The sequence below is a fragment of the Actinosynnema sp. NPDC002837 genome (genome assembly GCF_040295345.1).
GTDB lineage: Bacteria > Actinomycetota > Actinomycetes > Mycobacteriales > Pseudonocardiaceae > Actinosynnema.
The window spans coordinates 1-12,140 of the sequence record NZ_JBEOVG010000101.1; the positions used below are offsets into that span (position 1 = coordinate 1).

At 72.8% G+C, this 12,140-nt stretch carries 9 protein-coding genes; 4 read left to right on the top strand and 5 right to left on the bottom strand.

From position 1 onward, the window contains the following. Positions 1 to 52: 52 nt before the first annotated feature. The 5 genes from ABTZ99_RS38550 to ABTZ99_RS38570 form a co-directional block, all read right to left on the bottom strand. On the bottom strand, positions 53 to 922 hold the full coding sequence (locus tag ABTZ99_RS38550; protein ID WP_499618011.1) for an AraC family transcriptional regulator: 870 nt from the start codon (positions 920 to 922) through the stop codon (positions 53 to 55). Between the two features lie 92 nt (positions 923 to 1,014). Further along, positions 1,015 to 1,332: a hypothetical protein gene (locus tag ABTZ99_RS38555; RefSeq protein ID WP_499618012.1), complete on the bottom strand. Its 318-nt coding sequence runs from the start codon at positions 1,330 to 1,332 to the stop codon at positions 1,015 to 1,017. Positions 1,333 to 1,381: 49 nt separating this feature from the next. Continuing rightward, positions 1,382 to 1,870, bottom strand: coding sequence for an NUDIX domain-containing protein (locus ABTZ99_RS38560; RefSeq protein WP_499618013.1), 489 nt, complete (start codon positions 1,868 to 1,870; stop codon positions 1,382 to 1,384). A 45-nt stretch (positions 1,871 to 1,915) separates the two neighbouring features. After that, on the bottom strand, positions 1,916 to 2,758 hold the full coding sequence (locus ABTZ99_RS38565; protein WP_499618014.1) for a DUF3592 domain-containing protein: 843 nt from the start codon (positions 2,756 to 2,758) through the stop codon (positions 1,916 to 1,918). 32 nt (positions 2,759 to 2,790) lie between these two features. Beyond that, positions 2,791 to 3,318: a hypothetical protein gene (locus ABTZ99_RS38570; RefSeq protein WP_499618015.1), complete on the bottom strand. Its 528-nt coding sequence runs from the start codon at positions 3,316 to 3,318 to the stop codon at positions 2,791 to 2,793. Positions 3,319 to 3,441: 123 nt separating this feature from the next. Here ABTZ99_RS38570 and ABTZ99_RS38575 point away from each other — a divergent pair, with 123 nt between their 5' ends. The 4 genes from ABTZ99_RS38575 to ABTZ99_RS38590 all read left to right on the top strand — a co-directional run bounded on the left by ABTZ99_RS38575 (position 3,442) and on the right by ABTZ99_RS38590 (position 11,922). Further along, positions 3,442 to 4,098 carry a GNAT family N-acetyltransferase gene (locus ABTZ99_RS38575; RefSeq protein WP_499618016.1) on the top strand — a complete coding sequence of 219 codons (657 nt, stop codon included), beginning with the start codon at positions 3,442 to 3,444 and terminating at the stop codon, positions 4,096 to 4,098. A 398-nt stretch (positions 4,099 to 4,496) separates the two neighbouring features. Further along, positions 4,497 to 9,950 carry an ATP-binding protein gene (locus tag ABTZ99_RS38580; protein ID WP_499618017.1) on the top strand — a complete coding sequence of 1,818 codons (5,454 nt, stop codon included), beginning with the start codon at positions 4,497 to 4,499 and terminating at the stop codon, positions 9,948 to 9,950. Positions 9,951 to 10,159: 209 nt separating this feature from the next. After that, on the top strand, positions 10,160 to 11,299 hold the full coding sequence (locus tag ABTZ99_RS38585) for a glycoside hydrolase family 43 protein (RefSeq protein WP_499618018.1): 1,140 nt from the start codon (positions 10,160 to 10,162) through the stop codon (positions 11,297 to 11,299). A gap of 107 nt (positions 11,300 to 11,406) precedes the next feature. Further along, positions 11,407 to 11,922 carry a mycothiol transferase gene (locus ABTZ99_RS38590; RefSeq protein WP_499618019.1) on the top strand — a complete coding sequence of 172 codons (516 nt, stop codon included), beginning with the start codon at positions 11,407 to 11,409 and terminating at the stop codon, positions 11,920 to 11,922. Positions 11,923 to 12,140: the final 218 nt, after the last annotated feature.

A 12,140-nucleotide genomic window follows, 5' to 3' on the forward strand; every position in this document is an offset into this window, starting at 1 on the left:
CGGCGAACGCCCGTTCGCCGACCGGCCCTCCACTGTGGACGGTAGGTGCCGTTCAGCCCGGTTCGACGGGCAGCCACAGCTCGCAGGTGGCGGTGCTGAAGTCGTCCGCGCGGTCCAGGACGGTGACGATCGAGGGTCCCGGCCGCAGGCGCCACGGGTTGGAGGGGAACCACTCCGTCGCGGTCGCGGCCCACGTCGTCTGCAAGGCCTGGGGGTAGGCCCCGGCCGTCCGGAAGACCGCCCACCTGCCCGCCGGCACGTCGATGCCGTCGAGGTCGTCGGGCGCCGGGGTGTCCCGGGTGACGGCGACCCCGTGCAGGTAGGTCAGCTCGCTGCCCTCGGCGCCGTCGGGGTCGACGTCGTCGCAGACCTGGAGCAGGCCCTGGGGCTCGGTGTCGCCGAGGGCTTTGAGCCGCACGTGCTCCTCCGCCGGCAGCGCGGTGATGTGCTCCTGGATGTGCGGGTTGACGCCGTGGTGGATGAGCGGGACGCGGGTCGCGTGCCCGACGAGCCGGAACGCGGGGCGGTCGACGATGCGGGTGTCCATGGGGGTGCTCCCTTCGACGGTCAGGCGGAACCTGAGCTGCGGTTGTGCGCGAAGGGGGCCTCCGCCGCGGCGGACGTCGCCGGGGTTGGCTCCGTGGACCGCCCGGAACGCGCGGCCGAACGCCTCGCTCGACCCGTAGCCGTGCCGGACGGCGATGTCGAGCAGGTCGCCCTCGCCGCGGACGACGTCGGCGGCGGCGACGGTCATGCGCCGCCGCCGCACGTACTCCGAGAGCGGCATGCCCGCCAACGACGAGAACATCCGGCGCAGGTGGTACCCGGTCGTGCCGAGCCGCCTGGCCAACCCGTCGACGTCGAGCTCCTCGCCGAGGTGCTCCTCGACCAGGTCGACGAGCCGGTTGAGTGCCGAGATCACGATGGCCTCCCTTCGACGTCAACCCTGCCCTCGGCCACCCCGACCGCGCCCGACCGCGGCGAACCGATCCGATCAGCCCGTCGTCCGGCGCGTCACGCGGAGGGCCGGCCCGCGAGAGCGGCGACGTCGACGAAGAACGCCCGGTACCGCGTCACGTCCTCCGCGCTCACCGGCAGCCTCCGGAACGGGTACAGCTCCTGCGGTTGCTCGGAGTAGACCGGCCCTCCGGGAGTGGTCCGGGCGCCGATCACGATCCGCGTCCGGCCGGGCTTGTCGGCTTCGAGCCAGACGCCGAGCCACGCGAGCGGAACCCGGAGGGAGCCTTCGGTGCGACGCTGGAAGACCTCCAGGACCTGACCGTCGACGATGATCAACGTGTCGTCGTCGTGACCGAAGGTGAGTGCGCTCATCCGGACATCTTGGCGCATGCCTCCGGCCACGCACGTGGAGTGCCGGGGCTCAGGGCCCGGACGCCGCGGGCGTGTCCGCGATCAGCGCCGCCAGCGGTGTGGCGAGGTCGCGCGGGGAGAACAGGTCGGGACCGCGGTAGCCGACGACCTCCGGCAACGACCACCAGCGCAGGCCGGTGAGGTGCTCGGCCGCCAGCTCGCCGTCGGACAGCGCGCCGCGCGGCGTGAACGACCGGGTGCGGACGAGGAAGTAGTCGTTCACCACGCCGTCGTGGCCCGGCGCGTAGTCCGGCCCGACGGCTTCCTGACGCCACGCCGGCAGCGGTTCGGCGTCGAAGGCGGTGAGCCCGACCTCCTCGCGCAGTTCGCGGCGCAGGGCAGCGAGCCGGGTCTCGCCGGGTTCGACGCCACCGCCGGGAGCGGCCCACACCACCGTCGTGCCGGCCGGGCCGGGCACGGCGTGGCGGCAGAGCAGGACGCGGTCGTCCTCGTCCAGGACGACCGCGCGAACCGAGTGGCGCAGGTTCACCGTGGGCACCCGGTGACCCTATCGAGCCTTCGCGGGCCCGTGATCACGGCGCGTTCAGTACGGGAACCGCGCCGACTGGTCGTGCCGTGCTCGGACGACGATCGACTCGTCGTCGGCCGGGTCGTAGAACACGTCGACCGCGGCGCCGACCACCGGCGCGGCGAACACCGAGGTGATCATGGTGGCCACGGCGGTGCGCGGGCCGGACGTGCCCTGGTAGGTGACGCGGACCGCGAACCGCGGGCTCCCCATCCCCCAGTCGTGGGCGAACTCGACGTGGTCGATCCGCCCCGTGACCCGCCACCCCGTGTGTTCTAGGTCGGGTGAGGCGTCCTGCCTCGCCGTCTTCCGCGCCGCGTGCACGAGCAGTGCGCCGGTCACCACCGTGAGCTCGGCGAACACGCCGGGCAGGAGGTACGGCGCGTAGTAGACGACCCAGTCCACGAGCATCCACGCTTCCCCCGGCCGTCCGTCGGCCGCCGGACGGCCGCCGACCGCCTCGGGGACCGTCCAGGACGACGCCGCGAGGGCCGTGCCGATCGCCAGGCCGAGGAACGTGGCGAACCGGCCGACGCCGGACCCCGTGCCGGACCACCAGGAGGCTCCCCAGTCGGCCCAGCTCATGGCGAACCCGAGCGTGGACGCGATCGTGACGAAGACGCCGAAGACCACGATCAGCGAGATCGTCGACGGGCCCCGCCCCCAGGCGTCGACCCGGTCGAGGGCCATCAGCCGGAAGCCGTCGAGGAGGCCGAGCGCGCCGGACCACCCGACCACCGCCCAGCTCAGCGAGGTCGGCGCGCTGAGCAGCCACACCTTGCGTCGTGCCTCGCGGTCCCGCCTCGGGTCCTCCGGCAGGCCCAGACCGGCCCACCAGAACCTCCCGTAGGGGAACATGAGACCTCCTCGTCCGTGTCCCCGCGGGCGGTTCAGTCGACGAGCCCGAACACCCCGACGTTGGCCGGGTCGGCGGGGTCGATCCGCGCCTCGTGCCAGGTGCCCGGGGTGTACTGCGAGAACGCCATGGTCGGCACCAGGTGCGTGATCGTGGTCTGGTAGGTCGTGCCGTCCGCGCGGGTCACGTCGAGCGCGGAGGTGTACTGGAGCTGGCCGGCGACCGCCCTCCCGGTCGGTTCGAGCGTGCGGACCACGGCGGTGGCCGGTTCGCCGGACTCGTGGAGCCTGCGCAGGTTGCGGCCGTACTCGTTGACCTCGCGCTGCTGGCGCAACTGCTCCTCGCCGGGCAGCGCGAGGAACGCGGCCATCGCCGGGTCGTCGGTCATCGTGCCGAACGCGTGCGACACCATGCCGAGCGTCGGCAGCTGCGGGCGGATGTCGTGCCCCTCCGCGGCGGCCTCCCGCTGGAACTGCGCCGCGTGCCGCTGGAAGTCCTGCTCGCCGCGCGCCGTCGCCTGCCGCGTGGCGTTGTCGATCTTGTCCCGAAGCTTCTTGAACACGGTGTCCTGCCTTCCGAGCCGCTGACGTGGTGACCACAGCGTGCGGCGGACCAGGCGCCCTACCGGTCCCAGGTTCGCCGGTTGCGGAAGCAGAACGTCCGGAACCGTGGTTAGCCTGCCCGCATGACCGACGACACCTCGCTGCGCGTGCCGGGGGCCGGGACGACGGGCCCGATCACCGAGGGGCAGGTCCACGTCGTGCCCGCCAACGAGGCGTCGTGGGACGACCTGCGGGACGTGTTCGGGACCTCCGAGCCGGGGCAGTGCCGGTGCCAGCGGTTGAAGGTCGTCGGCTGGTTCTGGCGCGACACCACCCAGGAGGAGCGCACCGCGATGCTCCGCGAGCAGACCGCGTGCGACACCCCGGACGCGCAGGTCACGAGCGGTCTGGTGGCCTACGTCGACGGGGTGGCGGCGGGCTGGGTCGCGGTGGAGCCGCGCACGGCGTACCCGAAGCTACGCACGTCCCGCATCCCGTGGAAGGGACGTGAGGAGGACAAGGACGACGGCACGACGTGGGCGGTGACCTGCTTCGTGGTCCGCAAGGGCTTCCGGGGCCGCGGTCTGACCTACCTGCTGGCCCGCGCTGCGGTCGACTTCGCCCGCGGTCGCGGCGCCCGCGCGCTGGAGGCCTACGCGATGATCACCGAGCCCGGCCGGGACGTGATCTGGGGCGAGATGCGCGTCGGCGCGCGCCAGGTATTCGAAGAGGCCGGGTTCACGCAGGTCAGCCACCCGACCCTGCGCCGGGTCGTCATGCGGGTCGACTTCGAGCGCTGATCGTCACCGGCCCGACGAATTCCATTCGACGAGCCCGAGCGATATCGCACACATCGTCCGTCGAGGCGGCCAACTCCGATTCGGCGCCGGACAGCCCGCCGTCCTCGATCAGGTGAACACCGCTCACCGAACGGGGATCACGAAACGCGAATGTTCGTCGGGTGTGGTTCTCGCGGTGGCACGGGGCGCGAAGCCGCACCTCGGTCGTGGCAAAAGTGCAGGTGAGGGCGTTCGTGGCGACGAGAATGCCCTTCCCGTGGGGGTACGAGCCGCCTGGTGGCCGTAGTCTTCCCAGGCCGGCCGCGGCACAGCGCGGGTCGGCCCGGGGAAGAGCACGGACGCGGCCCGGATCGGCACCACAGGCTCGAGGGCACGTACAGAAGGGAATGACCGGTCGGATGTTCCGCCGTATCGCGATCGTCAACCGAGGAGAAGCCGCGATGCGGCTCATCCACGCGGCCCGGGAGTTGGCCGAGGAGACAGGTGCCGCGATCGAGACGATCGCCCTGCACACCGACGTGGACCGCGGCGCCGCGTTCGTCCACGAGGCGGACGTCGCCTACGACCTCGGGCCGGCGTCCACCCGTCCCTACCTCGACCTGAAGGTGCTCAAGAAGGCGCTGGTGGAGACCGGCGCCGACGCGGCCTGGCCGGGCTGGGGCTTCGTCGCCGAGGACCCGGCGTTCGCCTCCCTGTGCGACGAGATCGGGGTCGCGTTCGTCGGCCCGAGCGCCGAGGCCATGCGCAGGCTCGGCGACAAGATCGGCGCCAAGCTGCTCGCCGAGGAAGTCGGCGTGCCGGTCGCGCCGTGGAGCCGGGGTCCGGTGGAGTCGCTGGACGCGGCCCTGGCCGCCGCGGCCCGGATCGGCTACCCGCTGATGCTGAAGGCCACCGCGGGCGGCGGCGGTCGCGGCATCCGCGTCGTCACCAACGAGGCCGACCTGACCGACGCCTACGAGCGCACCAGCCAGGAGGCCGCGCGGGCGTTCGGCAGCGGCGTCGTGTTCCTCGAACGCCTGGTCACCGGCGCCCGCCACGTCGAGGTTCAGGTCATCGCGGACGGTCAGGGCACGGCGTGGGCGCTGGGCGTGCGCGACTGCTCCGTCCAGCGGCGCAACCAGAAGATCATCGAGGAGTCGGCGTCCCCGGTGCTCGGCGCCGACCAGGCCGCTGACCTCAAGGCCTCCGCCGAGCGGCTGGCCAACGCGGTCGGCTACCGGGGCGCGGCCACCGTGGAGTTCCTCTACCACCCCGGCGAGCGGACGTTCGCCTTCCTGGAGGTCAACACCCGCCTGCAGGTCGAGCACCCCATCACCGAGTCCACCACCGGGTTCGACCTGGTCAAGGCCCAGCTGTGGGTGGCCGCGGGCAACCGGCTGGAGGGCGCGGCGCCGGTCGAGCGCGGACACGCCGTCGAGGCTCGGCTCAACGCCGAGGACCCCGACCGGGACTTCGCGCCGTCACCGGGGCGCATCGCCCGGCTCTCCCTGCCCTCGGGCCCCGGCATCCGGGTGGACACCGGGGTCCGCGAGGGCGACACCATCCCGGCGGACTTCGACTCCATGATCGCCAAGATCATCGCCCACGGGCGCGACCGCACCGAGGCGCTGGGCAGGCTGCGCCGCGCCATGGGCAACACCACCGTGGTCATCGACGGCGGCGCGACCAACAAGAGCTTCGTCCTGGACCTGCTGGATCAGCCCGAGGTCCTGGACGGCAGCGCGGACACCGGCTGGATCGACCGGGTCCGCGGCGAGGGCAGGCTCGTCGCGCACCGCCACGCCGCCGTAGCCGTCGCCACCGCCGCGATCCAGGCCTACGAGGAAGAAGAGGGCGCCGAGCAGCAGCGACTGCTGTCCACCGCGTTCGGCGGCCGGCCGCAGGTGCGGCACGAGCACGGCCGCAGCCTCGACTTCAAGCTGCGCGGTGTCACCTACCGGGTCCGGGTGACCCGGGTCGGCGCGCAGCGGTTCCGGGTCGGCATCGAGGCCGGCGGCCAGGTCGGCGCCGCCGACGTCGAGCTGGACCGGTTCGACCCGCACTCCGGGCAGATCCGGGTCAACGGGACCCGCCACCGCCTGCTCATCGGCACCACGGGCCCGGTGGTCCTGGTCGAGGTGGACGGCGTCGCGCACCGGGTCAGCCGGGACGAGGGCGGCGTGCTGCGCTCCCCCGCGCCCGCGCTCGTCGTGGCCACCCCGGTCGGGGTCGGCGACGAGGTGGAGGCCGGGGCGCCGGTGCTCGTGCTGGAGAGCATGAAGATGGAGACGGTGCTGCGCGCGCCGTTCGCCGCACGCGTCAAGGAGTGCGCGGTGGCGGTCAACAGCCAGGTGGCCAGCGGCGCGCCGCTGCTGCGGCTGGAACCCCTCGCCGAGAACGACGTCGCCGACACCGCCGCCGACCAGCCGGTCGAGCTCGACCTCGCCCCGCTCCCGGACGCCTCCCCCGCCGACCGCGTCGAGCGCGGCCTGCAGGAGCTGCGCGGGCAGCTGCTCGGCTTCGACGTGGACCCGCACGACGACGCCAGGGTGCTGCGGGACTACCTCGACGCGCGGCAGGAGGCCACCGCGGCGGGCCGGCGTCCGCTGGCCGGGGAGGTCGCCCTGCTCACGGCGTTCGCCGACCTGGCCGAGCTGAGCCGCAACCGCCCCGCGGGCGAGGACACCGGCGGCGGTGGCCACGTGCACAGCGCCCGCGAGTTCTTCCACACCTACCTGCAGAGCCTGGACGTGGACCGCTCGGGCCTGCCGGAGCGCTTCCAGCGCAAGCTCGCCACGGCGCTCGCCCACTACGGCGTGACCAGCCTGGACCGCACCCCGGAGCTGGAAGCCGCCGTCTTCCGGATCTTCCTCGCCCTGCAACGGGCCACCGCCGACGCGGGGGTCGTCGCGGCGATCCTGCGGTCCTGGCTGAACGAGGCGCCGCCGGACGACGCGCTGCGCGACACGGTCGGGCTCGCCCTGGAGCACCTGGTCTCGGCCACCCAGGTGCGGTTCCCCGCGGTCTCCGACCTCGCGCGCGGCGTCGTGTTCGCCTGGCTCGGCCAGCCGCTGCTGCGCCGCAACCGGGCCCGCACCTACGCCGAGGTCCGCAAGCACGTGCGGTACCTGACCGAGCACCCGGACGCGCCCGACCGCGACGAGCGGGTCGCCCGCATGGTGCGGACCACCGAACCGCTCGTGCGGCTGTTCAGCCAGTACCTGGAGCGCAGCCCCCTCGACAACGCGCTGATGCTGGAAGTGCTGACCCGGCGGTACTACGGCAACAACCGCCTGGTCGACATCCGCACCAGCACGATCGGCGAGCGCACCTTCGTGACCGCCGAGCGCACCGACTTCACCGTGGTGTCCACCGCGACCAGCCACGACGACCTCGGCGAGGCGCTGCGCAGCCTCGGTACCCTGGCGGCCGGCACGGGCACGCTGGAGGCCGACGTCTACCTCGCGTGGCGCGACCAGCCGGAGGACGCCGCCGAACTGGCCGCCGCGCTGGCGGCCGTGGTCGGCGCGCACCCGCTGCCCGAGCAGGTCCGCAGGCTCACGCTCACCGTCGCGGGCCGCGGCGGCTCGGTCGGGCACCAGCACGTGACGTTCCGCCCGGCCGGTCCCGGGATGGCGGAGGACCGGCTGATCCGGGGGCTGCACCCCTACATCGCCCAGCGGATGCAGCTGGAGCGGCTGCGCGAGTTCGACCTCACCCGGCAGCCGTCCTCCGACGAGGACGTCTACCTGTTCCACTGCGTCGCCCGGGACAACCGCGCCGACGAGCGGATCGTGGCCTTCAGCCAGATCCGGGACCTGGTGGCCCTGCGCGACCACGACGGCCGCCTCGCGGCGCTGCCGACCGCGGAGAACACGCTGGCCACCTGCCTGGACTCGATCCGGCGCGCCCAGTCGCTGCGGTCGTCGTCGGCGCGGTTCAACACCAACCGCATCGTGGTCTACGTCTGGCCCGCCAGCGACATCACCCGCGAGGAGCTGGAGATGCTGGCGAAGCGGATCCTGCCCACCACGGCGGGCGCGGGCCTGGAGGAGATCGAGTTCATCCTCCGGCAGCGGCACGAGTCCGGTGAGCTGGTGCGGGTCGCGCTGCGGATCTCCTTCGACACCACCGGAACCCCGACGCTCTCCTTCGGCGAGCCGTCCGACGCGCCGATCCTGCCGCTGGACGGCTACCGGCAGAAGGTGCTGCGGGCGAGCAGCCGCAACACGGCGTACCCGTACGAGATCACCGGCATGATCGGCGAGTTCACCGAGTACGACCTGGACGAGACCCAGGCGCTGGTGCCCGTGGACCGCCCGAAGGGCCGCAACACGGCGGCCATGGTCGCGGGCGTGGTCAGCACGCCGACCGCGCGGCACCCGGAGGGCGTCAAGCGCGTCGTGCTGCTCGGCGACCCGACCGACTCCCTCGGCGCGCTGTCCGAACCGGAGTGCCGCCGCGTGATCGCCGCGCTCGACCTGGCCGAACGGCTCCAGCTGCCGGTCGAGTGGTACGCGCTGTCCGCCGGCGCCCGGATCTCCATGGAGTCCGGCACCGAGAACATGGACTGGGTGGCCGCCGCGCTCAAGCGGATCGTCGAGTTCACCCAGGGCGGCGGCGAGATCAACGTGGTGGTCGCGGGCATCAACGTCGGCGCCCAGCCGTACTGGAACGCCGAGGCCACGATGCTCATGCACACCAAGGGCGTCCTGATCATGACGCCCGACTCGGCCATGGTGCTCACCGGCAAGCAGTCGCTGGACTACTCCGGCGGCGTGTCCGCCGAGGACAACTTCGGCATCGGCGGCTACGACCGGGTCATGGGCCCCAACGGGCAGGCGCAGTACTGGGCGCCGGACCTGCCGTCGGCCCGGGACCTGCTGATGGCGTACTACGAGCACACCTACGTCGCACCCGGTGAGGACGGGCCGCGCCGGGTGGCGACGACCGACCCGCACGACCGCGACGTCACCGGCTACCCGCACCACGCGGCGGGCAGCGACTTCACCGCGGTCGGGCAGATCTTCTCCGCGCAGGACAACCCGGACCGCAAGAAGCCGTTCGACATCCGGGTCGTGATGCGCGCGCTGGCCGACCAGGACCGCCCGGTGCTGGAGCGCTGGGCGGGCATGGCCGACGCCGGGACGGCGGTCGTGCAGGACGTGCACCTGGGCGGCATCCCGGTCTCCCTGGTGGGCATCGAGTCACGTCCGGTGGAGCGGCGCGGCTTCCCGCCCACCGACGGGCCGGACACCTACACCGCGGGCACGTTGTTCCCGAAGTCGTCGAAGAAGGTGGCGCGGGCGATCAACGCGGCCAGCGGCAACCGGCCGGTCGTGGTGCTGGCGAACCTGTCCGGGTTCGACGGCTCGCCCGAGTCGATGCGCGCGCTCCAGCTGGAGTACGGGGCGGAGATCGGCCGGGCCGTGGTGAACTTCCGGGGTCCGATCGTGTTCTGCGTGATCTCCCGGTACCACGGTGGCGCGTTCGTGGTGTTCTCCAAGGCGCTGAACCCGAACATGACCGTGCTCGCCGTGGAGGGCTCGTTCGCCTCCGTGCTCGGTGGCGCGCCCGCGGCCGCGGTGGTCTTCACGCGGGAGGTCGCGGCCCGCACCGCGGCCGACTCCCGGGTCCGCGACCTGGAGGCCAGGAGCGCGGCGGCGACCGGCGCCGACCGGGCCGCGCTGACGGCCGAGCTGGACGAGGTGCGCTCCGCGGTCCGCGCCGAGAAGCAGAGCGAGATCGCGCGCGAGTTCGACCGGATCCACAGCATCGGCCGCGCGGTCGAGGTCGGCTCCGTCGACGCGGTGATCCCGGCCGTCGAGCTCCGGCCCCGGATCATCCAGGCCCTGGAGTCCCGGCGGGCGTAGCGGGTTCGACGACGGGGGGACGGCGTTGCGGCGCCGTCCCCCCGTCGCGTTGCCGATGCACGCCTGGCCTGTCGCCCCGGTTCCGGCGCCGCGTTCGATCCTGCGGTGCGCCCCTTCCCGGCAGGTGGTCTCCGTACTAGCCTCGAGGTGCGAGAGCGCTCTCACGGTGAGTTCCCACCACGCCTTCGAGGCACCGCAAAGGAGACCCCATGCGCTTCTCCTCCAGCACCGAAGGAACACCCGCAGGAACGTCCACGACAAGGACCAGGCGGCTCACGGCGGCCGCGACCGCCGTCATCGCCACCCTCGCCCTCGCCGCGCCGACGGCTTCCGCGACCGAACCGACCACGTCCGCCGACTGCCAGGTGTCCGCACTGGGCCAGACCGGTCTGCGCGCCGCCGACCCGAGCGTGATCCGCGTCGGCGGCACCTACGTCTCGGCGCAGGTCGGCGGTGGCGGCATCCAGGTCCGCCAGGCGTCGTCCCCGGACGGGCTGGCCGCCGCGACCGCGCGCCTCGTGTGGCGCGACGCGCGCAACCTCGGCTCGGTGTGGGCGCCCGAGATCGTCCGCGACGGCGGTCGGTACTACATCTACTTCACGGCCGGCCACGACGCGGCGCACCGCATGTACGCGATCAGCTCCGCCTCGCCGGACTCCGGCTACACCGGTGAGGTCTCCCTCGCCCTGCCGGGTGGCCGGTGGGCGATCGACGGGGTGCCGGTGACGTTCAACGGCCAGCGCTACTTCATCTGGTCGGGGTGGGAGTGCACCACCAACGTCGAGCAGAACCTCTACATCGCCCGCATGTCCGACCCGCTCACGGCGGTCGGCAACCGCTACGTCATCTCCCAGCCGCGCGAGCCGTGGGAACGCGTGGTCGGCAACCCGTTCATCAACGAGGCGCCTGAGGTCATCAAGGACCCCAACGGCCAACTGCACGTGGTGTACTCGGCCAACGGCAGTTGGAGCGAGCAGTACTGCCTGGCGGACCTGCGGCTGCGCGCCGGCGGCGACCCCACCCACGTGTGGGACTGGTACAAGTCCAACGGCTGCCTGTTCGGCTCCAACCGGGCCACCATGATGACCGGCTGGGACCCGACCCTGCACGTCAACGGGCCCGGCCACCACACGTTCGTGCTGCTCGACGGCGACATCGCCACCAGTCCGCCGGCCGGCCCGAAGTTCCCGACGATGTACCACGCGGTGCCGAAGGGCACGCCCTACCACTGGGACAACCGCTACTGGTACACCGGCACGTTCGTGTGGTGGGGCAACACGACCTACCGCCGCGCCAACGTGCCGGGCGCGACGGCGGACACCGGGTGGGGCCTCAAGTTCTTCGAGTAGCCGTTCGACGATCACCGGTCCCCTCACCGCGCTGCCGCCCGTCCCGCGGAGTTCGCGGACGGGCGGTAGCGTGCCGGTGCCGGGCATCGAAGGACGGAGGGCGGCTCATGGCCGAGGTCACCGCGGTGGACGTGCTGCTGGACGGGTTCGGGCGGGTTCGGGAGTCCGTGGAACGCGTGCTGGACGGCCTCGCCGGACCGCGGCTGACGTACCGGGTGGGTGGCTCGGCCAACTCGATCGCGTGGCTGGTCTGGCACCTGACCCGGGTGCAGGACGACCACGTGGCGGAGGTCGCGGGCGACGAGCAGGTCTGGACCGCCGACGGCTGGGTCGAGCGCTTCGGCCTGCCGCTGCCCGCCGACGACACCGGCTACGGCCACGGCGGCGAGCGGGTCGCCGCCGTGGACGCGCCCGCCGCCCTGCTGCGCGACTACCACCGGGCGGTGCACGAGCGCACCGCGGCGTACCTGCGCGGCTTGAGCGGTCACGACCTGACGCGGGTCGTCGACGAGTCGTGGGACCCACCCGTGACGCTGGCCGTGCGGCTGCTCAGCGTGATCGAGGACGACCTCCAGCACGTCGGTCAGGCCGCCTTCGTGCGCGGTGTGCTGCCCGAGGACTGACCTCGGGTCGAGGTTTCCGGAGTTCCGGCACGCCCACGGCCTTGGGGCCGGACATCGTTGCCAGGCCGGAGAATTCCACGCCGACAGGTATTCCGAAGTCATGGCGCGGGCATTCGTTGACACCGCGTCCGGGCCGTCGGCATGATGACCGCCAGTCACGACGGCGGTGTCTTGCAGCCCACTTCCCGAGGCCGGACCACACGTCGCCGCCGCCTGGG